General features: G+C 39.5%; 20 protein-coding genes and 1 tRNA gene. 14 read left to right on the forward strand and 7 right to left on the reverse strand.

The features are described from left to right. Positions 1 to 11 precede the first annotated feature (11 nt). On the forward strand, positions 12 to 2,540 hold the full coding sequence (locus HY063_02230) for a T9SS type A sorting domain-containing protein (GenBank protein MBI3500585.1): 2,529 nt from the start codon (positions 12 to 14) through the stop codon (positions 2,538 to 2,540). Positions 2,541 to 2,560: 20 nt separating this feature from the next. Here HY063_02230 and HY063_02235 read toward each other — a convergent pair whose 3' ends face one another. Then, the gene (locus HY063_02235) at positions 2,561 to 2,842 is read right to left on the reverse strand and encodes a DUF2061 domain-containing protein (protein ID MBI3500586.1); all 282 of its coding nucleotides are present in this window, start codon (positions 2,840 to 2,842) and stop codon (positions 2,561 to 2,563) included. A gap of 106 nt (positions 2,843 to 2,948) precedes the next feature. On the opposite strand from HY063_02235, the gene cysC reads away from it, so the two are divergent. Further along, positions 2,949 to 3,548, forward strand: coding sequence for an adenylyl-sulfate kinase (cysC, locus tag HY063_02240; GenBank protein ID MBI3500587.1), 600 nt, complete (start codon positions 2,949 to 2,951; stop codon positions 3,546 to 3,548). 12 nt (positions 3,549 to 3,560) lie between these two features. Beyond that, a complete protein-coding gene (locus tag HY063_02245; protein ID MBI3500588.1) occupies positions 3,561 to 4,142 on the forward strand; it encodes a non-canonical purine NTP diphosphatase in 582 nt (193 codons plus the stop codon). Here the strand turns inward: HY063_02245 and HY063_02250 are convergent. Further along, entirely contained in the window at positions 4,139 to 5,119 is a 981-nt protein-coding gene (locus HY063_02250; GenBank protein ID MBI3500589.1) for a D-alanine--D-alanine ligase, read from the reverse strand. The two genes, HY063_02245 and HY063_02250, sit on opposite strands and share 4 nt — an antisense overlap. Positions 5,120 to 5,227: 108 nt before the next feature. Between HY063_02250 and HY063_02255 the strand changes: the two genes are divergently transcribed. The 6 genes from HY063_02255 to HY063_02280 all read left to right on the forward strand — a co-directional run bounded on the left by HY063_02255 (position 5,228) and on the right by HY063_02280 (position 11,338). Continuing rightward, positions 5,228 to 6,052 carry a PASTA domain-containing protein gene (locus tag HY063_02255; GenBank protein MBI3500590.1) on the forward strand — a complete coding sequence of 275 codons (825 nt, stop codon included), beginning with the start codon at positions 5,228 to 5,230 and terminating at the stop codon, positions 6,050 to 6,052. Positions 6,053 to 6,113: 61 nt separating this feature from the next. Next, complete coding sequence (locus HY063_02260) at positions 6,114 to 7,964, forward strand: T9SS type A sorting domain-containing protein (GenBank protein MBI3500591.1); 1,851 nt, start codon at positions 6,114 to 6,116, stop codon at positions 7,962 to 7,964. A 48-nt stretch (positions 7,965 to 8,012) separates the two neighbouring features. Continuing rightward, positions 8,013 to 8,099, forward strand: a tRNA-Leu gene (locus tag HY063_02265). Between the two features lie 3 nt (positions 8,100 to 8,102). Further along, positions 8,103 to 9,248, forward strand: coding sequence for a DEAD/DEAH box helicase (locus tag HY063_02270; GenBank protein ID MBI3500592.1), 1,146 nt, complete (start codon positions 8,103 to 8,105; stop codon positions 9,246 to 9,248). A 79-nt stretch (positions 9,249 to 9,327) separates the two neighbouring features. Further along, complete coding sequence (locus tag HY063_02275; protein MBI3500593.1) at positions 9,328 to 10,803, forward strand: sodium:solute symporter; 1,476 nt, start codon at positions 9,328 to 9,330, stop codon at positions 10,801 to 10,803. After that, positions 10,778 to 11,338 carry a hypothetical protein gene (locus HY063_02280; GenBank protein ID MBI3500594.1) on the forward strand — a complete coding sequence of 187 codons (561 nt, stop codon included), beginning with the start codon at positions 10,778 to 10,780 and terminating at the stop codon, positions 11,336 to 11,338. Before HY063_02275 ends, HY063_02280 begins: the two co-directional genes overlap by 26 nt. A gap of 1 nt (position 11,339) precedes the next feature. Here the strand turns inward: HY063_02280 and HY063_02285 are convergent, their stop codons facing one another. The 5 genes from HY063_02285 to HY063_02305 are packed head-to-tail and all read right to left on the reverse strand — an operon-like array spanning position 11,340 to position 15,924. Beyond that, positions 11,340 to 13,109 (reverse strand): ABC transporter ATP-binding protein, encoded by a 1,770-nt coding sequence (locus tag HY063_02285; GenBank protein MBI3500595.1) that lies wholly within the window; start codon positions 13,107 to 13,109, stop codon positions 11,340 to 11,342. Further along, the gene (gene truA, locus HY063_02290; protein MBI3500596.1) at positions 13,106 to 13,870 is read right to left on the reverse strand and encodes a tRNA pseudouridine(38-40) synthase TruA; all 765 of its coding nucleotides are present in this window, start codon (positions 13,868 to 13,870) and stop codon (positions 13,106 to 13,108) included. The genes HY063_02285 and truA overlap by 4 nt, the downstream gene beginning before the upstream one ends. A gap of 38 nt (positions 13,871 to 13,908) precedes the next feature. Continuing rightward, positions 13,909 to 14,490, reverse strand: coding sequence for a hypothetical protein (locus HY063_02295; protein MBI3500597.1), 582 nt, complete (start codon positions 14,488 to 14,490; stop codon positions 13,909 to 13,911). 10 nt (positions 14,491 to 14,500) lie between these two features. Continuing rightward, the gene (locus HY063_02300; protein ID MBI3500598.1) at positions 14,501 to 15,217 is read right to left on the reverse strand and encodes a PorT family protein; all 717 of its coding nucleotides are present in this window, start codon (positions 15,215 to 15,217) and stop codon (positions 14,501 to 14,503) included. 35 nt (positions 15,218 to 15,252) lie between these two features. Then, a complete protein-coding gene (locus tag HY063_02305; protein MBI3500599.1) occupies positions 15,253 to 15,924 on the reverse strand; it encodes a PorT family protein in 672 nt (223 codons plus the stop codon). Between the two features lie 144 nt (positions 15,925 to 16,068). Here HY063_02305 and HY063_02310 point away from each other — a divergent pair, with 144 nt between their 5' ends. From HY063_02310 to HY063_02330, 5 genes are all read left to right on the forward strand, one after another. Next, positions 16,069 to 17,055 (forward strand): MoxR family ATPase, encoded by a 987-nt coding sequence (locus HY063_02310; GenBank protein MBI3500600.1) that lies wholly within the window; start codon positions 16,069 to 16,071, stop codon positions 17,053 to 17,055. Positions 17,056 to 17,156: 101 nt separating this feature from the next. Continuing rightward, on the forward strand, positions 17,157 to 18,053 hold the full coding sequence (locus HY063_02315; protein ID MBI3500601.1) for a DUF58 domain-containing protein: 897 nt from the start codon (positions 17,157 to 17,159) through the stop codon (positions 18,051 to 18,053). Further along, positions 18,050 to 19,099: a hypothetical protein gene (locus HY063_02320; protein MBI3500602.1), complete on the forward strand. Its 1,050-nt coding sequence runs from the start codon at positions 18,050 to 18,052 to the stop codon at positions 19,097 to 19,099. The genes HY063_02315 and HY063_02320 overlap by 4 nt, the downstream gene beginning before the upstream one ends. 14 nt (positions 19,100 to 19,113) lie before the next feature. Then, entirely contained in the window at positions 19,114 to 20,097 is a 984-nt protein-coding gene (locus tag HY063_02325) for a VWA domain-containing protein (protein MBI3500603.1), read from the forward strand. Next, entirely contained in the window at positions 20,098 to 21,147 is a 1,050-nt protein-coding gene (locus HY063_02330) for a VWA domain-containing protein (protein ID MBI3500604.1), read from the forward strand. Positions 21,148 to 21,153 lie beyond the last annotated feature (6 nt).

Here is a 21,153-nt window from a genome sequence, read left to right on the forward strand (position 1 = left end):
TAATCCATTCTATGAAAAGTTTTTACCTGCATTTATCTTTTCTTCTTGTATTTTGTTTGCTGTTTCTGCATTCTTTTGCAGTACTTCACACTTCAGTTGCAAATGGTGCGTGGAACACCGCAGCTATATGGAGTCCTGCCACAGTTCCAGGTTCTGCCGATGATGTTGTTATTGCTGTTGGAACTACTGTAACAAATTTATCAGGGGGAACTAATTTCTGTAATAATTTAACAAACAATGGTACTCTTAATTTGTCTGGGAGTTTACAGATATTTGGAACCACATTTACTAATAATAGTTCATTTACTTGTACTCAAACTTTAACATTAAGGACAGGTTCCACAGTTACAGTTTCCGGTTCAGGCAGTTTTACTTGCGGAACATTTCAAATAAGCGGCAATGCAAATATTAATACTCCCGTAGCAGTAACCATTAATGCAACTACTGTAAATGTTGCTTCTGCTAAAACAGCTACAAATAACGGAACCGTAAGTTGCACTAATCTTGCTATAACAGGAACATGGACCAATGCTTCAGGTTCTTCTCTTTCTGTGAAGGTAATAGGAGGCACAGGAACATTAAATGCTTCAGCAATTTCCAACACAGTTTCCATCATTAATACGAGTGCCAGTTCAGATGTTACTTCTGCAGATTTAAAAAGGCCTGCCAGTGGATATAATATTTTAGTGCTTTCAAGCGCAGGAACAAAAATCTTGCAGAGTAATTTAACTGTAACAGGAAATTTAACTGTAAGCGGCCCATTTAATGTAAATACAAAAAATATGACGCTGGGAGGGAATTGGACGCAAAATAATGCCTCTCTCTCCAACAATACAGGAACTTGTACTTTTAATGGAGGCGCTGCACAAACCATCAGCGGAACTATTGCATCCATCCCATTTACAAACCTGACGCTAAACAATGCCTCCGGTTTAACGCCATCTATTCCCATAACTATTTCAGGCAATAACACACTTACCTCAGGAACACTTACCATCAGTTCCACGCTCACTTACAATGGTGCTGCCGCTCAAACAATTTCAGGAGCAGGAAGCATTACTTGTTCTACTGCAGGAACAATTACGATTAATAATGCAGCGGGAGTTACTACAAGTTCTGCTATGACAATTGACGGAACAATTACCGTTTCTGCAGGAACTTTTAATACAGGAGCAACTACCATTACGTTGCCTTCAGATGCCGCACATACGGGCAGAATTGGAAATTCAGCCGGGACAATTGTGGGTTCTGACTGGAGGCAGCAAAGATTTATTGCTTCTGCCAGCGCCAACTGGGATGATTTTTCAACACCTATCAACGGAAATAATCTTGGCGACTGGGATAATGAATTATACCTAAGCATTGCATCAGGTTGCCCCGATGGAACGGCTGCGGGCTTTAAATCCGTATATTATTTTGATGCCGCTACTCAGGCATGGGTGGCTGTTACCACGTGTGCACCGGCATTACCGGCAACCAGAGGATATGAACTCTGGCTTGGTTCTGACATGAGTAATTATAACCCGGCAGTTCTTGGAACTGTTGACAGCAGGGGAACTCCCAACTTTGGCAACAAAGCCGCCACTCTTGCAAGCGGAGTTGGAAACTGGACGCTAATTGGAAATCCGTATGCATCGGGAATTGACTGGGCATTGGTGTTTGCAGATGCTTCAGGTCTTTCAAACTTTTTCCAGATTTATGACCAAAGTATAAACAACTATGTTACTACTCCCAACGGTGGAATAATTTGTTCCACGCAAGGGTTCTGGGTTCAGAATTCAGGCGGAGCGCCTTCGCTAACTTTTAAGGAATCACATAAAACTGCAACGAATGTTTCGTTTGTACGCCAGTCAATGTATGCTACCAATGATATGCTGAAGATGAAATTGTATACGCTTGATAAAAAAAATGCTTCCGAATTAATAGTAAAAATAAATAATGAAGGAACAGATTATTTCAATGCCGCTCAAGATGCATCTTACAGAAGAAGCAAAGACACCATTTCTCCCGGATTAACAGCCGTTACTTCCGATGGAATAAAAACCATGTATAAAACTGTTCCTAAAAAAACTTCTTTATCTGTTCCGCTTTCAGCGCAGGTATATGTTCCCGGAACTTATTACATCGACTTCAATGGAATCAATACCGTTTTCGGATATAACTGCATTTCATTGGAGGATAAAGAAACAGGAGTAATTGTAAAATTGACTTCTGACAAAACCTATTCATTCACCCAGTCCGACATCTCCAAAGAACATTTATTCGTTCTCCATTTTGAAAATGTTTGCACTGATCAAACTCCTTTTGCAAATACTGTGAGAGTATATTCTGTGGAAGATGGCGCTGCTGTAAATTTTAATTTTGATGAAGCAACAAGCGCTCAGATTTCAGTTTATAACCTACTGGGAGAAAATGTTGCGAATGAAAATGTAAAAACAGAAAAAGAAATCGTAACCATTCCTCTTGCTGCAAAAAACCAAGTTTATATTGTAAGAGTGACTACCTCAAACGGAACAACAGCTTACAAAATTTTTTACTAACTGAATTCGGTTAAGATTTTCTATTTATTAGTTTCTAAAGAATCTTTTCTTATTTCCTTTTCATTTTTCTTTCTGTGCGGTAATCCAAAATTTATTTTAAACCACACGCGTTCGTGAAAAAAATACAAAGCCATCTTTGTCAAAATTTCAAAACCTCCTATTTTAACTCCCATTAGGGGATTGCCTGTAATAAACCATCCCACCAACATAGTATCAAAAGTTCCCACAACTCTCCATGTAATTGTTTTGGCAAAATGCCTTTTAATAGAGGGATCTTTCAAAAAAAAGTTTTCTAAAAACATAATATTATTCTTTGAGTATTAACAAAGATATATTAAAAGGAATCAAAGCAATAAATTTTTTCCGTAAAATATTTTCTTCTTCTTGGTATTATTACCTTTGCCTGCAATGGAAAAAAATATTATTCCCCACCGCCACTCCATTACAAAATCTGACCGGCATCGCGCAAATAAACACCGTTCGCTTGTAATCTGGTTTACCGGTTTATCCGGCTCTGGAAAATCTACACTTGCCGGAAAAGTAGAAGCACTGCTTTTTAAAGAAGGAATAAAAACTTATATTCTTGACGGAGATAATGTGCGCACCGGACTGAATAAAAATCTCAGTTTCTCTCCTGAAGACAGAAAAGAAAACATCAGGCGAATTGGTGAAGCGGCAAAACTTTTTGTTGATGCTGGCGTAGTGGTGCTCACTGCATTTATTTCTCCCTATCGCGAAGACAGAAATTCAGTGAGAAAACTTCTCGATAAAAATGAATTCATAGAAGTGTATGTAAAATGCCCCGTTGAAATTTGCGAGCAGCGCGATGTAAAAGGGCTTTATGCAAAAGCGCGCAAAGGAGAAATAAAAGATTTCACCGGCATAAACGCTCCTTATGAAGAACCCGAAAATCCGGAAATCACTATTGAAACAAATCTTGCTTCAGAAGAAGCATGCGCATGGAAAATTTACCAGCGGGTGATTGAATTAATCAGAATTAAATCTTAACGTTTATTTTTCATGCAACTTGTTTTTGCAACTAACAACCCGTATAAACTAAATGAAGTCCGGGAATTGTTGCACAAAAAAATTTCTCTCCTCTCACTTTCAGACATTAGATGCTTTGAAGAACTTTCCGAAACAGGAAATTCGCTTGAAGAAAATGCAAAGCAAAAAGCAAAATTTGTCCATGAAAAATATAATGTGAATTGTTTTGCCGATGATACAGGACTTGAAATTGAATCTCTGAATGGAAAACCCGGAGTTCTTTCTGCACGCTATGCGGGCGAACAAAAAAGTTTTGAGGACAATATTCAAAAAGTTTTGGCTGAGATGAAAAATATTGAAAACAGAAAAGCAAAATTCCGAACCGTTATTTATTTGTTTCTGAACAATGAAGAATATTTTTTTGAAGGCAGCGTGAAAGGAATCATTCTGAAAGAAAAAAGAGGCAAAGATGGATTTGGCTACGATCCGATTTTTCAACCGGACGGATTTCAAAAATCATTCGCAGAAATGACTCTCGAAGAAAAAAATAAAATATCTCATCGCGCAGTTGGAATAAAAAAACTTGCAGCGTTTCTGAATAAAATGAAAAATTAATTTCCGGCAAGCGCTTCTTCAACAGCATTGCTGAAAAGTTCTTTCTTGGAAATGCCGGAATATTCTGCCTGCTGCGGAAGCAAACTTCTCTCCGTCATTCCGGGAATGCTGTTCACTTCGAGCAAAAATAATTTTCCTTTCTTCACAATGTAATCTATGCGAATCATTCCTTTGCATCCAAGAATGGTATAAATATATTCGCTGAGGTTTTTGCATTCGGCTTCGAGCGGAAGAAGAATCCGCGCAGGAGTAATTTCCTGGGTGGCTTTGTCTTTATACTTCGCATCAAAATCAAAAAATTCTTTTTGCGCAACAATTTCTGTAATGGCAAGTGATTTCACTTTCCCCCTGAAGCGAATAACTCCGCAGGTAATTTCTGTTCCTTCAATAAATTCTTCTATGATAACTTCATCGCCTTCTTTCAGCGCTTTTTGAACAGCTGGAATTAATTCTTCTCTGCGTTTCACTTTTGTGGTGCCAATGCTCGAACCTCCTTCGTTTGGTTTTACAAAAACGGGAAGAGAAACGTTTGCCAAAATTGTGTCGTCAGAAAATTTATTTTTTTTATTTACTACAATTGATTGTGCCGTGTTCACGCCAAACCTGCTGAGTGCTGCTACTGTAAATGCTTTATTGAATGTGAGCGCGGATTGCACAACTCCACAGGAAGTATAAGGCAAACCAATCATATCAAAATATCCCTGAAGTTTTCCATCTTCGCCCGGAGTTCCGTGAATTGCCATGAAAGCGCAGTCGAAATTTATTTTTCGTTTTAAGATAGTAGCAGAAAAATCATTTTTGTCTATGGAATATTCCTGCCCGTCATCCGAAAGAAACCATTTATTTTTTGTGATTACAATTTTATAGCAGCAATATTTATTCGAATCCAAATGTTTTATTACAACATCTGCGCTCTGAAGCGAAATAACCGATTCGCCCGAATATCCGCCAGTAACCACCGCAATATTTTTTCTCATGCCGGGAAAATATTTTTGAGTTTCATTCGTAGGGGTAAAAGTAATTTCTCATTCATCAATCTAAAATAGATAATTCATACATTTGTTAACATTTCATTGTTACTCAGCATGAGCACAAAAGAAAAAAATGAACCGGGAATTTTCAGGCGCATTTTTCTTTTTCTGAAAAGCAAACGATTCCGCATTCATTTTATTATTGCAGTGATTTTTATCTTTTTAATTTTCTGGGGTGCATTCAAGTCGCTGGCGGTTTATACTCTTCATGGAGAAACTATTTCTGTTCCTGATTTTTCAGGAATAAAAACAGATGACCTCGATAAATTTATTTCGGAGAAAAAAATAAAATATCAAATTATTGATTCGGTTTTTGATTCCAACATTTCAGGCGGAATTGTTATCAGGCAAGACCCTGAAAAAAATTCTTCTGTGAAACAAAATAGAACCATCTATTTAACCGTCAGCGCCAAAATGCCACCTCTTGTTAAGATGCCAAATCTGGTGGATGCTTCGATGCGACAAGCGCTTGCTGTTTTGGAATCATACGGATTGAAAGCCGGAAAAAGAGAATACAAACCCGATCCTTGTATTAATTGTGTGATAGCGCAAATGCTGAAAGGAAAAAAAATTAATGCAGGTGAAATGATTCCAAAAGGAAGCGTGATTGATTTGATACTTGGTCAAGGGCAAGATGGAGAAAAAATAAGCGTACCTTGTGTAATTGGTTTATCACAGAAAGAAGCCATCGAAAAACTTGCCGAGAATGGAATGAGCGAAGGAGCAATCACCTGCACCGATTGTAAAATAAGTGCCGATAAAGAAAAAGCAAAAGTGTATAAACAAAATCCGGCATGTTCTGCCGGAGTAATTAATCCGGGAAGTTCAATTGATTTGGTCATGAGCATTCATCCGCAAAAAAATAATGATGATGAATAAAAAAAGAAAACACACAAACATGTTACGATGGATTTTGCTTTTCATCTTTTATTTTTCATTTATGTTTTTACATTCTCAGGAAGTGATTACAAATTTTTCTTTCAATCCAACAGTTGCAGAAAAATACCGGCAGATTAAAAACAGCACGCAGAAAAAAATACCGGTTGCGCTCGATACACTTTCGCTTCCTTTCCTCGATGATTTTTCAAAAGATGGCATTTATCCCGATACATCGCTTTGGCTCGACAGCAATGTTTTTATTAACCGCGATTATCCGATTGCTCCGCCCACACTGGGTGTTGCAACATTTGATGGCGTGAGCAAAACCGGATTGCCTTATGACACAAATATTGTGAATGTGGGTTCCTATCCTGCAGACACGCTAACTTCAAAACCAATTAATCTTTCTCTATATCAACCTATAGATTCTGTTTTTTTCTCTTTCTTTTGGCAGGCGCAGGGAAGAGGCGACCGACCTGATATTAGTGATTCGCTTCTCCTGCAATTCAAAAATGCTTCATTGCCCGATTCTCTCGCATGGAAAACTGTTTGGTTCAGAAAAGGATTTACCGCCACTTCACCGCCCGATTCACTTTTTCATCTTGTAATGCTGAAAGTGGATACTGCCTTTCTGAAAAATGGTTTTCAATTCCGATTTACAAACTGGGCAACCATTTCAGGCAACGTTGACCACTGGCATATTGATTATGTTTTCCTTGATAAAAACAGGGGAGTGAACAATACGGTTTTTGATGACGTTGCCTTTGCTTATAATTCAAAATCGCTATTGAAAAATTATTATGCCATGCCGTGGGAGCAGTACACGCAAGCAGAAATGAAATCAAATTTTTCTTTCTGCATTCATAATCTTGACACAGCAATAAAAAATACTTCCTTTGTTGATACAATTTTTAATGAGTGCGGATATAATGGAAACTCCGATAATATTAATCCGAATATAACTACCGGCTGCGCGGGCAACCCGCAATTTGCAAATCCTCCTGCATCAAATCTTCCTTTATATTCATTTCCTAATTTAACTTGGGATACTTCTTTTCTTCTTCAAGCCACGCTCTCGACTTCTACCGATATTGACCGATGGAACGATACGCTTCGCTTCACACAAAACCTGAAAAATTATTATGCCTACGATGACGGAACGGTGGAAGGCGGCTACGGAATAAATTCTTCTCCCGCAGAAATTGCCTACAAGTTTACGCTCAACAAGCCGGATATTTTGTATGCGGTGGAAATGCTGTTCGACTGGATTCCGCCAAATGCTCATCAGCAGGAATTCAAAGTGCAGGTATGGGATGACAGCGGAGGATTTCCCGGAAATGTAATTTACCAGAGCAGCATGGAATCTCCGCACTACTACTATACCTATCACAGCGATTGGGGAAACCTCACCAATATGTTTTTCCCCTACATGCTCAAAAGCCCGTTAAGTGTGAGCGGAACTTTTTATGTGGGCTTGATTCAATATACATTTCCATCTTCCACACTGCTGAATCTTGGCATTGATAAAAACACCGACTCAAGAACAAAAATGTATTTTAATCTCGATGACGGAAACGGTTGGGCGCAATCGCAAATTATTACTCCCTGCTCGTGGATGATTCGCCCGGTTCTCGGTTCAACAAAAGGATTATCAGTGCATGAAAAAGAAAGGGAAGAAACTCCCATCCTTGTTTTTCCGAATCCATCTAACGGCAAATTTATAATCGAAAGCGAAGAAAAGCAATCACAAGTTGAAATTATAAATCTTCTCGGAGAAATAATATATAAAGCCGGAATCAATAATCAGAAATCTGAAATTGATTTATCTTCTCAGCCCGAAGGAATTTACTTTTTACGAGCAACTGACGAGAAGGGAATTGTACACGCGCAAAAAATTATCCTTTCGAAATAATTTTTCAAAAACTATTTTAGATTATTTTTGCCAACCTTACTCCTTAACGCTTGGGTGGTGGAATTGGTAGACACGCAGGACTTAAAATCCTGTGGACCTTATACGTCCGTACGGGTTCGATTCCCGTCCCGAGCACTTGTGAAATTTTCCGAATTTAATCTTGACGCAAAACTGATGGAAGGACTTTCCTCTATGGGTTTTGAAACGCCAACTCCCATCCAGGAAAAAACCATTCCTATTATTTCGGCCGGAAAAGATTTAATTGCCTGCGCGCAAACGGGAACCGGAAAAACAGCCGCGTATCTTTTGCCGCTCCTCAGCAAACTTTCTGCGCACCCTTCTGATTATGTTGACACGCTGATTATTTCTCCTACGCGCGAACTCGCTTTGCAGATTGACCGCGCGCTGGAAGGATTTGCATATTTCACTTCGGTAAGTTCCATTGCTGTGTACGGAGGAAATGATGGTGGTTCGTTCGAGCAGGAGAAAAAAGCATTAACACATGGAGCGAATATTATAATTGCTACGCCCGGAAGATTGAAATCGCATCTCAACATGGGCTATGTGAAATTTGATATGCTGAAGCATTTGATTCTGGATGAAGCCGACCGCATGCTCGACATGGGTTTTTACGAAGACATTATGGCAATTATAAAATATCTTCCCGCGAAAAGGCAAACATTACTTTTTTCCGCCACCATGCCACCGAGAATCCGCGAGATGGCAAAAAAAATTCTTCATCACCCCGAACAAATAAATATTGCCATATCAAAACCTGCCGAAGGAATTTTGCAGGCAGCGTATTTGGTTTACGATAATCAGAAAAACGATTTGATTGTACATCTTCTTAAAGGAAAGAACCTGCAAAGCGTTTTAATTTTTTCTGCAACTAAAAGTAATGTGAAAATTCTGGAGCGTGATTTATATAAACTTGGTTTATCCGTTGCCGCCATTCATTCTGACCTTGAACAAAAAGAGCGCGAAGAAGTGCTGCGTGATTTCACCGCGCGAAAAACGCAGGTGCTTGTCGCCACCGATATTCTTGCCAGAGGGATAGACATTGAAGGAATTGATTTGGTAATTAATTACGATGTGCCGCGCGATGCCGAAGATTACGTTCACCGGATTGGGCGCACCGCGCGCGCGCAAAGCACCGGAGTTGCCATCACGCTTATTAATGAAAAAGACCAGCGCAATTTTAAAAGGATAGAAGATTTCCTGGGAAAAGAAATTTTTAAACCTGCATTGCCGCTGAATATCGGCAAAGGTCCCGCTCTACGGTAGCGCACGCTGTGTAAAACTCTGTTCAAACTACATTAGTCATTTATTAATAGTCATTAGTCATTAGCTGTTACTTTGCGGTATGAGCCCTGCATTGATATTAATCTGCGTTGGAATTTACACCATCCTTTTATTTGCTGTTACCTATTTCACTGCTAAGAATGCCGACAATAAAAGTTTTTTCATAGGCAACCGCAGTTCGCGGTGGTACGTGGTGGCGTATGGAATGATTGGCGCATCGCTCAGCGGTGTAACGTTCATGAGTGTGCCGGGCGATGTTGGCAAAGGAGCTTTCTCATATTTTCAAATGGTACTCGGATATTTGCTCGGATATTTTGTCATTGCATTTGTGCTGCTTCCGCTCTATTATAAATTAAATCTCACCAGCATTTATTCCTATCTGAAAACACGGCTTGGAATTTATTCTTATAAAACAGGCGCGTTCTTTTTTATTTTGTCGAGAGTGATTGGCGCTTCGTTCCGTTTATTTATTGTGGTGAATGTGCTGCAAATTTTTGTCTTCGATGCGTGGGGAGTTCCGTTTGCAGTTACTACAAGTATTTTTATTCTTCTCATCATCGCATACACTTTTAAAGGAGGAGTGAAAACAATTGTGTGGACGGATTTATTGCAGACAACTTTCATGCTTCTTTCACTGCTGCTTTCCGTTTATCTAATCAGCAGGCAAATGAATTTTTCCATAGGAGAAATGTTCAGCACCATAAAAGATTCCGCGTACTCAAAAATTATAGTGAGTAAGTGGCACACAAAAACTTTTTTACCGAAACACTTTTTCGGGGGAATGTTCATTGCCATTGCCATGACGGGGCTTGACCAGGAGATGATGCAGAAAAATATTTCGTGCAAGAACATTGGCGATGCGCAGAAGAATGTTGTCACATTTTCTTTCACGCTCGTGCTTGTGAATTTTATTTTCCTCTGCCTTGGCGCGCTCCTATATATATATGTAAGCGCAAAGGGAATTTCCATTCCCGAGCGCACCACCGATGATTTATTCCCCGCCATTGCGCTTCAACATTTAGGAACTTTATCCGCTCTCTTTTTTATTATAGGATTGATTTCTGCTGCGTATCCTTCTGCCGATGGCGCGCTCACTGCACTCACCGCATCTTTCTGTATTGACTTTTTAAATTTTGAATCCGGAAAAAATTTATCGGAAGAAAGAAAAATTTCTGTAAGAAAAATTGTTCATGTATGCTTTGCAATAATTCTTCTTCTGGTGATTGTAGTTTTCAGAATGATAAATGACGAAGCGGTGATTCGCCAGCTTTTTAAAGTTGCAAACTATACGTATGGTCCGCTGCTCGGATTATTTTTCTTCGGGATACTTACAAAAAGAAACGTGAACGATAAATTTGTCCCGCTCATTTGCCTGCTCTCTCCTCTGCTCTGCTATTTTCTTGACACAAATTCAAAAAAACTGTTCAGCGGCTATTTATTTGGAAACGAACTGCTAATTGTGAATGGACTTATTACTTTTGGCGGATTATTTCTTCTGAATAAAAAAGCAGATGCAACTTCAGCCCGAATTAATTGATTTGCTTCAGCGCGCCTACTCGGCAGAGAAAGCAGCAGCGTTTGCTTACCAGGGACATGCCGGCTCTGTTAAAAATGCGCAAGAGAAAAAAGCAATTCATCAAATAGAAATGGATGAATGGAATCACCGCAGGGAAGTTTTACAAATAATGAATCACTATGGAATTCCCATTTCAAAATGGTATGAGTTTCGTTTTCATGTTATCGGAAAAATAATTTCTGGGAGTTGTTATGTGATTGGCTGGTTCATGCCATTTTATTTTGCAGGGCGGCTGGAGAGCGGAAACGTGTGCGAATATTTCCGCATGATGCATTTCTTTCACGCTATTGGAATTAAAGAACACGATAAAATCCTCTACGAGATGGGCATGAAAGAAAAAGAGCACGAGATTTATTTTCTTGAGCCCATCAAAAACAACAAACTGCTTCCTTTCTTTGAGAAATTATTTTCGTGGGGGAACAAAAGCAAATTCAACGATATTGACCTTGAAAAAAAGTATTCTATAGAGGAATCTGAAGTTTACTGCAAAAAATAATTTACACCAACTCTTTCTTAAACTGCAACTCAAAAAGTTTTTTGTATTGCCCGTTCTGCGCGAGAAGTTGGCGGTGAGTGCCGGTTTCAATAATTTCTCCATGAGCGAGCACAATAATTTTATCCGCCCGCTGAATGGTAGCAAGGCGGTGTGCAATTACAATAGAGGTTCGGTTCTTCATTAAAATTTCCGTTGCGCGCTGAATTAAAATTTCACTCTCGGTATCCACGCTCGAAGTGGCTTCGTCAAGGATTAAAATTTTGGGGTTATACAAATAGGCGCGAATAAAAGAAATCAACTGCCGCTGCCCTACTGAAAGAGTTGCTCCGCGTTCCATCACGTTGTAATCGTAATTTTTAGGAAGGCGCATAATAAAATCATGCGCGCCAATCATCTTTGATGCAGCAATTATTTCTTTGCGCTTAATTTCAGGATTGCTAAGGGAAATATTATTTGCAACGGTATCGGAATATAAAAACACATCCTGCAAAACAATTCCGGTATTTTTCCGAAGGGAATTTAATTCATACTCACGAATATTTTTTCCGTCAATTAAAATTTCTCCTTTGGAATATTCATAAAACCTGTTTATCAATCCTGCAATGGAAGATTTTCCCGCACCTGTTGCACCAACGAGCGCAATGGTTTCTCCCTGCATTGCACTGAAAGAAATATTTTTCAGAACATAATTCTCATCATAATAAGCAAACCACACGTTTTTAAATTCAATGGTGCCGCCTGCTGCCCTCTCCCATTTCCCTCCCCCAGCGGGGGAGGGACTAAGGGCGGGGGCTTTCGTATCCATCACCCTAAACACCCTCTCGCTCGCCACAATTCCCATCTGAAGTGTGTTGAATCTATCGGCAATCATTCTTATAGGGCGAAAAAGCATGTTGATATACATAATGAACGCCACCAATTGCCCAACCGAAAATTCATTACTGAAAACTCCGCGCCCGCCCCACCATACTATGAGCCCGATGGAAACTGAAGAAAGAATTTCTATGAACGGAAAAAAAATGGAGTAATACCAGATGGAACGGATATTTGCATCGCGGTGCGTTGCATTAATTGCCCTGAACTTTTTCATTTCTTCTTCTTCGCGGTTGAAAATCTGCACCACGCTCATGCCGGTGATGTGTTCCTGCACAAAAGCATTCAGCCGCGCAATTTGCGTTCGCACTTCGTTGAAAGTTTTATTTACACCATTCTTAAAAATGTTTGCACCAATGAGAAGCACAGGAAAAATCGTTAAGCTGATGAGCGAAAGTTTCCAGTTGGTATAAAACATTACGGAGATAATTACAATGAGTTTCAGGAAATCGCCAAGAATTACGAGAAGTCCTTCGGAAAAAATATCAGAGATGGCTTCCATATCGGAAATCACGCGCGTGATTAAAGTTCCAATCGGAGTTTTGTCGAAGTAGTGCAAATGCAAATGATTGATATGCGAAAAAAGTTTTACGCGCATGTCCTTGATAATTGTTTGCCCCAGCCAGCCGGCAAGATATTCATTGGCGAATTGAAGCAGCGTTTCAAAAAGCAAAATGCCCGTCATGATGAGCGTCATCTTCAAAAGCATTTCTTTATCCGGCTTTACGATATAATTATCGAGTGTGAATTGCGTGAGCATGGCGCGCACAGGCGAAACAAAAGCAAAAACAATAGCAAAGATTGCAGCAAGAAGAAACATTCGTTTATAGGGCTTGGCATAGGAAAGAACTCTGCGCAGTAAGGCGAAAGAAAATTTTTGCTGAATGTCGGCACTCATTTCTTAAAAATATTTTTTGGATATTCTACTTTTGTCAGATACAATCCGCAGGCGGGAACAAGAGCGCCTGCATTGCGGCAATCTTTGCTTTCAATTATTTTTTTGAAATCATCGAGCGTGATTTTATGCTTCCCTAAATCCATCATGGTGCCGGCAATCATGCGTACCATTCCGCGAAGAAAGCGGTTGGCACGAATGGTGAAAGTTAAACTATCGGATTTTTTTTCCCACTTGGCATGAAAAATTTTACACTTGTTTGTTTTCGCCTGTGTGTGCACTTTGCTGAAGGCAGAAAAATCTTCCTGCTTCTTCAAAAATTTTCCGGCTTTGTTCATTAAAGGCAAATCAAGTTCACCGTAATAGTAATAAGAATGTTTCAGCAAAAAAGGATTTCTCTTCTGATGAATAAAATATTGATAGGTTCTTGCCATGGCATCAAAGCGCGCATTGGCATCTTTCTTCACAGCATAAATTCCGTCAATCGCAATATCCTGCGGAATCATTTTGTTGAATTTATATAACCAATCTGTTGCGGAATCATTATGCAAATTATTTTTCTTCGAATCAAAATGCGCATAAAGTTCTTTTGCATGAACACCGGAATCAGTTCTGCAGCAGCCGGTGAGTTCTATTTTTTCATTCAGAAGTTGTGAAAGCCCTTCCTGAATTTTCTGCTGAACAGTTTGGGAAGAATTTTTCTGAATCTGCCAGCCGTTGTAATGCGTGCCGTCAAAAGAAAGTTTTATGAAGTAGCGGTGCACAAAACAAAAATAAGGAAAGAAGTCAAACGAAAAAAAAATTACTTGTCAAACTTGTAGAACGCTCCGAAGTTAAATCCGATATAATTCAAATTTGATTCTGTAAGCATCAGATTGAATTTCAAATTTCCATTCAGAATAAATTTATCAGACACTTCGTACGAAGCGCCAGCCATGGGAGCAATTCCGAGTTCGGTTCCATGAGAAATTCCGGAAACAGGAACAATATTGCCACCATTATTTGTCCAGTAATAATCATATTTATATCTCCAGAAATAAAGCCCTAAATCACTGCCGGCATACGGTTTCAGTTTATCATTCGAAAAATAATATTCAAACAAACCGGTGAAAGCAGTCATGCCCAGGTGGCTGTGATAGTCGCTGTAATAATAATATCCGCGGTAACTGTCTCCTCCAAAAGAATTATAATGAAGGTTTATTCCAGCAGCCATGTTATCTTTCAAAAAATATTTTCCGGTAATTCCAAATCCAACTCCAACATGAAATGCATTGGAAAAACCTCCCACGGGGATTTGCGGTCCTAAAATAATTCCCGCCTGGAACTGCGCCATGCTTCTTCCAACAAAGCAGGAAACGACTAAACAACAAAAAATTTTTTTCATCTGTATTTTTTTAGCGACTTAGTTTAGGGCTTGATGTTTTACTTAATCCAAACATATACGCTGCCGAAAGAGAAAAAACAAGATTATGATTACTGCCAGAAGTGTTACTATTTTTATTGGAGTCCGAAGCATCAGAAAATCCATACGCTGCCCTGAGCGAGCAATCAACTTCTCCTCCTATTTTTGTTCCAACGCTGATTACAGCGCCAAAGTCAATTGAATTGATTGCAGGTGTTTCACTCACCGTAGTTGTAGTGGTGGTTTGCTGCCCGTATTGATTGGGAGCGGTAACTGTATTTTCTCCGGTATGATTGGATGAAACAAGAAAAGATAACTGCGGCCCGAGCCCTACATACGAATTTCCTCCTCCTCCAAAATGCCCGTTCGCAATAAGAGGAACATCTATGTAAGAAAAATTATATTGCCCGCTGCCTTCCGAAGTTGCCGTATAAGTAAAAAAGAAAAAACTTGCAGAAGATTCAAACTTATAGTCGTATTTAAAACCTTTAGTAGAATAAAGCGCTTCTGTTTGCAGGGAAATATATTTATTCAAATGATATCTTGCCATTAACCCTCCATGATATCCCGGAATGAAATGATTAGTGGTTGAGCCGGAAGTGGTAATATTGGAAAAATTTCCGCCTGCTTTAATTCCTGCTTCCAGTTGGGCAAAAGAAACTTCAAACAAAGAGCAAAAAATAATTATCGGGAGAAATACTTTTTTCACGCTGGCAATTTTTATTTTGCGAATGTATGAAAACATTATAATCGCTTATAAATAATTCCATTTCCTCCGCCTCCGCTGTTGTTTCCAAAAACATACCCGACAAAAAACTGAAACGAAAGATTGTGCGAAGAATTTTCTCCGTCATATAATTTCGTAATGCCGTAAACAGCCCGCAGCGATACCGTTAAAGGAAACTTAAACCGGTAAGTACCTCCGGCAACGAGCGAATATTCCGTAGTGCTGAATCCATAAATATTGCTCGTGTCAACGTTTTGTATTTGTGTAGAACTGTTCGAAGAAGAAGTAATGCTTCCTCTTTCCTTCGCATTAATGATATAGCCAATCTGCGGGCCAATTTGCAAAATTCCTCTCTCGCCAATTGCGGCATTTAAAAGAAAAGGAAAGTCAAGATACGAAAATGAATGCGTGATATTGGAATCTGCCGAAACCGATGAACTGTTAGTGGAACTTTTCTGTTTGTATCCTCGTTGTGAAAAAAGCATTTCGGGTTGAAAAGAAACTACATCGCTGAATTCAAATTTCATAAATCCGCCCGCATAATAACCAAGTTTAAACTTATTATTCTGGTCATTCACGCCACCCTTCACAGTTGAAAAATTCAAACCCACCAGCGGACCAATAGAAACCTGGCTTTCCGCAGAATTAAAAAAACTAAAAATTAAAAAGAAGAGGGAAAGTTTCTTCATATTTTTTCTTCTGCACGAAGATATGCAAATCAATTTTAACACATCAAAATAATTCTGTCGGGCGCTCTTAACATTTTTTAACAAACTAAAGTCATTTACAATTTCATGGCGGTGTTACATTTGCAGTAAACAAAAGTAAAAACTATGACCGACATTAAAGAACTCAACGAACGCATTCAGCGCGAAAGCGCATTCATTGACCTCATCAATCTTGAAATGGACAAGGTGATTGTAGGACAAAAATACATGGTTGACCGCTTGCTCATCGGACTCCTTTCCAACGGGCACATTTTGCTCGAAGGTGTTCCCGGGCTGGCAAAAACACTCGCCATCAAATCTCTTGCTGCCTGCATTCACGCGGACTTCAGCCGCATTCAGTTCACGCCCGATTTGCTTCCGGCAGATTTAATCGGAACTTTAATTTACAACCAGAAGAAAGAAGAGTTCACCGTTCGCAGAGGTCCCATCTTCGCAAATTTTATTTTGGCAGATGAAATCAATCGCGCTCCGGCAAAAGTTCAGAGCGCGCTGCTTGAAGCAATGCAGGAAAGACAAGTTACCATTGGCGATTCCACCTATGAACTTCCGCAACCATTTCTTGTTCTCGCAACACAAAATCCAATCGAACAGGAAGGAACGTATCCGCTTCCCGAAGCGCAGGTTGACCGCTTCATGCTGAAAGTGGTGATTGGTTATCCGAATAAAGAGGAAGAGAAAAAAATAATTCGAATGAACATAGGGGAAAATTATCCTGCACCGGCAAGAATTTTAAAACCTGCGGATATTCTGAGTGCAAGAAAAATTGTCCGCGAAGTTTATATGGACGAGAAGATTGAAAAATATATTGTGGATATTGTTTTTGCCACGAGAAATCCTGCGGAATATAAACTCAATAAATTTTCTTCGCTCATCAGTTACGGAGCATCTCCGCGCGCGAGCATAAATCTTGCGCTTGCTTCCAAATCGTATGCGTTCATCAAACGAAGAGGTTATGTGATTCCCGAAGACGTTCGCGCAGTTTGCCACGATGTGCTTCGTCATCGCATCGGTTTAACGTATGAAGCCGAAGCGGAAAATATCACCAGCGAAAATATTGTGAGTGAAATTCTAAATGCGATTGAAGTCCCTTAATTGTGCGAATCGCGAATATGCTTCGAATCTGCGAATGAAAAATGTTGGCTGCTATTCGAAGATTCGTAAAAGATTCGTTATCCGCACCACAGAATTTTAAAATGGAAACACAGGAATTATTAAAGAAGGTTCGCAAGATTGAAATAAAGACACGCGGTCTTTCAAGCCATATTTTTTCCGGAGAATATCATAGTGCTTTCAAAGGACAAGGAATGGCTTTTAGCGAAGTGAGGGAATACCAGCCAGGTGATGACATTCGCGCGATTGACTGGAACGTAACTGCGCGCTTCAATCATCCGTTCATAAAAGTTTTTGAAGAAGAAAGAGAATTAACTGTGATGTTGTTGGTGGATGTGAGTGCTTCTGAAAATTTCGGAACACAAAAGCAAATGAAAAAAGATTTGCTCACAGAAATCTGCGCGGTGCTTGCATTTTCAGCTATACAAAACAACGACAAGACCGGAGTAATATTTTTTTCAGACAAGATTGAAAAATTTATTCCTCCGAAAAAAGGAAAGACACATATCCTGAGAATCATCCGCGAGTTGCTTGATTTCACTCCCAAATCTTCCGGAACTGATATTGATTTAGCGCTGCGCTATCTTACAAACGCAATTAAGAAAAGAGCGATTGTGTTTTTAATTTCAGATTTCATAGACGAAAAATTTTTGAGCGAACAAAAACGTGGATGCGATTCGCTAAAGATTGCAAGTAAAAAGCACGATATAGTTGCGCTTCGGATTAATGACAAACGCGAAGCAGAACTTCCCGATGTTGGCTTAATCCGAATCAAAGATGCGGAGACCGGAAAATTAAAATGGGTGGATACATCCAATCAAAAAATTCGACAGCAATATTCAAAAACTTCTTCAAAGCGTGACGCGCGATTGAAAGAAATTTTTACTCGCAGCGGAATTGATTCAACTTCTATCGGCACTTCTGAGTCGTACATAAAACCGTTGATGAATTTGTTTAAGAAAAGAGAAAGCAAGAGATGATAATTCAAAAGTCAAAAGTCAAAAGTCAAAAATTAAAAGCAATTGCAATTTTATTTTCTGCAATCTGCTGCTTGCTTATTGCCACTTTTTCTTTTTCTCAGAACATAACAGTTACTGCTTCATTAGATACAAATGCAATTCTCATAGGTAAACAAGCAAAATTAAAACTGCGGATTGATTATCAAACCGACAAAGGAGATGTGAAAATTGATTTTCCGAAAATCGGAGATACAATCATCAAGCAAATTGAAGTTGTCCGTCAATCTAAGATTGAAAAATTTATTCCGGATTCAAATGATTTGGGTCGATTCGCACAACAGCAAACTTTTATTATCTCGTCATTCGATTCCGGCTACTATGCAATTCCGCCTTTCAAATTTTTTCTCAACGGAGATTCAAGCAAACCAATCGTCACTGAAGCATTGCTTCTCACAGTAAACACCGTTCCGGTGGACACCACGAAAAACATCAAAGACATCAAGCCGCCAATCGAAGTTCCATTTTCCTGGAAAGAATATTTGCCCTACGTGTATTGGGGAATTGGCGCGCTTGCAGTTCTCGCAGGAATTATTTTACTCATAAGATATTATTTAAAGAAGCGAAAGAAAAAACCTCTTCCCGAAATTATTGTTCCGAAAATTCCTCCGCACATCACCGCGCTTGAGCGATTGGAAAAACTCCGCGAAGAAAAACTCTGGCAGCAGGGAAAACTCAAAGAATATCATTCGGAACTCTCGGATATTCTTCGCCAGTATATTGAACATCGGTTTTACATCCACGCAATGGAGCAAGTAACGGATGAAATCATGTATTCGTTCCGAACTGCTGATGTAAGTGAAGAATTAAAAATGAAACTCAGACAAATTCTTTTTCTTTCTGACCTCGTGAAGTTTGCCAAAGAACAGCCGCTTCCGAATGAGAATGAGCAAAGCATAATAAATGCTTTTGAATTTGTGAATGCAACAAAAACAGAAGTGGCAGCGGCAGTCAACAGCAGTCAACAGCCGGAAACAAATAATCAGAAACAAGAAACTACAAACGCGTGAACTTTTTTTCAAACATATCATTCGCTCAGCCATTTCTGTTGTGGTTATTGGTTTTAGTTCCGATGCTCATCTTTCTATATATATACAGGGATAATTTCGGTTCAATAAAAATTTCTTCTGCGGAAAATCTTGCCGGAGTTGGAATTTCGTACAAAGAATATCTGCGGCATGTTTTATTCGCTTTTAAAATGATTGCAATCGCTTTACTTATTATTGTTCTCGCGCGCCCGCAATCAAAAACAAGCTGGAAAAATATTACCACGGAAGGAATCGATATTGTTCTTGCAATGGATATTTCCGCGAGCATGCTCGCAAAAGATTTCAAACCGAATCGCCTCGAAGCAGCAAAATCCGTTGCCATAGATTTTATTGACGCGCGCCCGAGTGACAGAATCGGTTTAGTAATTTTCAGCGGAGAAAGTTTCACGCAATGCCCGCTCACCACCGACCACGCGATTATAAAAAATCTCATGGGCGATATTCACACCGGAATGGTTGCAGACGGAACCGCAATCGGAATGGGGCTCGCAACTTCCGTGAGCAGAATTAAAGACAGCAAAGCAAAAAGCAAAGTAATAATTCTTCTCACCGATGGCGTGAATAACATGGGCGCGGTTTCTCCGCAAACCGCTGCGGATATTGCGAAAGCATTTGGCATTCGCGTTTACACGATTGGAGTCGGAACGATTGGAAAAGCGCTCGCGCCTGTAGCCATGTATCCGAACGGGCAATATGTTTACGATTATGTTCCGGTTGATTTGGATGAAAACATGCTGAAAGGAATTTCGGAAGAAACCGGAGGAAAATATTTTCGCGCTACGAACGAAAGTAAACTTGCTTCTATCTATAAAGAAATTGACAAACTGGAAAAAACAATTGTGGAAGAAAGAAAACATACACGAAGGAAGGAAGAATTTTTTCCTTTCGCGCTCACGGCAGGAATTTTGCTTCTCGTAAATTTCATAGTGAAAAATACATTATTAAAAAGTTTGCCATAAATGTATCGCCTGGATAACATAGATTTTTTATACGGACTCGGAATAATTCCCGTTCTGATTCTTCTCTGTGTGCTGAACAGATTATGGAGAAGAAAAGCGCTGACGAAGTTAGGCGACATGGAAATTATTTCTCAACTCATGCCGATGGTTTCCGAACAAAAACCAATGCTAAGATTTATTTTATTTCTTGTCGCAGTAACATTTTTAATCTTCGGTTTAGTGAATCCGCAAATTGGTTCCAAACTCGAAGAAATAAAACGCGAAGGTTCCGATATTGTAATTTGCCTCGATGTTTCCAACAGCATGAAGGCGGAAGATTTCAAACCGAACCGTCTGGCAAAAGCAGTGCAGTCAATCGAAAAACTCATAGACAAACTGAACAATGACAGAATCGGAATAATTGTTTTCGCAGGAGAAGCATACGTGCAGCTTCCTATTACGACCGATTACGCTGCGGCAAAATTATTTTTGGATAACATCAGCACCGATTTAGTTCCGGTGCAGGGAACAGTTATCAGTTCAGCGATTGAACTCGCGGAAAAATCTTTCGGAACCGAAGAAGGAAAAAATAAAGCCATCATAATTATTTCCGATGGAGAATCGCACGATGACGATGCCATTGCAGCAGCAAAAGCGGCTTCAGAAAAAGGAACCATCGTTCACACAATCGGAATTGGTTCGCCCGAAGGAGTTCCAATTCCTATATACAGAAACGGAGTGCAGGCAGGATTTAAAAAAGATAAGGAAGGAAATACGGTGGTGACAAAATTAAATGAGCAGGCGCTGGAAGAAATTGCTTCGGCAGGAAACGGATTGTATGTGCGCGCCACACAGGGAGAAATTGGTTTGCTTGCGCTTCAGCAGCGAATAAATAAAATGGAAAAGAAAACTTTCGATGCAAAAGTTTATACCGATTACGAAGACCGCTTCCAGATTTTTATTGCCGCTACACTTTTCTTCCTTCTAATAGAATCCATTCTCACGGAAAGAAAAAGTAAATGGTGGCAAAAAATGTTTGCCCCAACCCTAAAGGGAGATAAAGAAAAATGAAAAGAA

This window comes from Bacteroidota bacterium (assembly GCA_016195025.1).
Taxonomy (GTDB): Bacteria; Bacteroidota; Bacteroidia; order Palsa-948; family Palsa-948; genus Palsa-948.

Bases quoted from the DNA above. Each gene is read 5' to 3' on its own strand.
- HY063_02320 (MBI3500602.1), top strand. From the start codon at position 18,050: ATGATAATTCAAAAGTCAAAAGTCAAAAGTCAAAAATTAAAAGCAATT.
- HY063_02295 (MBI3500597.1), bottom strand. From the start codon at position 14,490: ATGAAAAAAATTTTTTGTTGTTTAGTCGTTTCCTGCTTTGTTGGAAGA.
- HY063_02250 (MBI3500589.1), bottom strand. From the start codon at position 5,119: ATGAGAAAAAATATTGCGGTGGTTACTGGCGGATATTCGGGCGAATCG.
- HY063_02260 (MBI3500591.1), top strand. From the start codon at position 6,114: ATGTTTTTACATTCTCAGGAAGTGATTACAAATTTTTCTTTCAATCCA.
- HY063_02280 (MBI3500594.1), top strand. From the start codon at position 10,778: ATGCAACTTCAGCCCGAATTAATTGATTTGCTTCAGCGCGCCTACTCG.
- HY063_02315 (MBI3500601.1), top strand. From the start codon at position 17,157: ATGGAAACACAGGAATTATTAAAGAAGGTTCGCAAGATTGAAATAAAG.
- HY063_02255 (MBI3500590.1), top strand. From the start codon at position 5,228: ATGAGCACAAAAGAAAAAAATGAACCGGGAATTTTCAGGCGCATTTTT.
- HY063_02245 (MBI3500588.1), top strand. From the start codon at position 3,561: ATGCAACTTGTTTTTGCAACTAACAACCCGTATAAACTAAATGAAGTC.
- HY063_02275 (MBI3500593.1), top strand. From the start codon at position 9,328: ATGAGCCCTGCATTGATATTAATCTGCGTTGGAATTTACACCATCCTT.
- HY063_02305 (MBI3500599.1), bottom strand. From the start codon at position 15,924: ATGAAGAAACTTTCCCTCTTCTTTTTAATTTTTAGTTTTTTTAATTCT.
- HY063_02330 (MBI3500604.1), top strand. From the start codon at position 20,098: ATGTATCGCCTGGATAACATAGATTTTTTATACGGACTCGGAATAATT.
- HY063_02285 (MBI3500595.1), bottom strand. From the start codon at position 13,109: ATGAGTGCCGACATTCAGCAAAAATTTTCTTTCGCCTTACTGCGCAGA.
- HY063_02235 (MBI3500586.1), bottom strand. From the start codon at position 2,842: ATGTTTTTAGAAAACTTTTTTTTGAAAGATCCCTCTATTAAAAGGCAT.
- HY063_02310 (MBI3500600.1), top strand. From the start codon at position 16,069: ATGACCGACATTAAAGAACTCAACGAACGCATTCAGCGCGAAAGCGCA.
- HY063_02230 (MBI3500585.1), top strand. From the start codon at position 12: ATGAAAAGTTTTTACCTGCATTTATCTTTTCTTCTTGTATTTTGTTTG.
- cysC (MBI3500587.1), top strand. From the start codon at position 2,949: ATGGAAAAAAATATTATTCCCCACCGCCACTCCATTACAAAATCTGAC.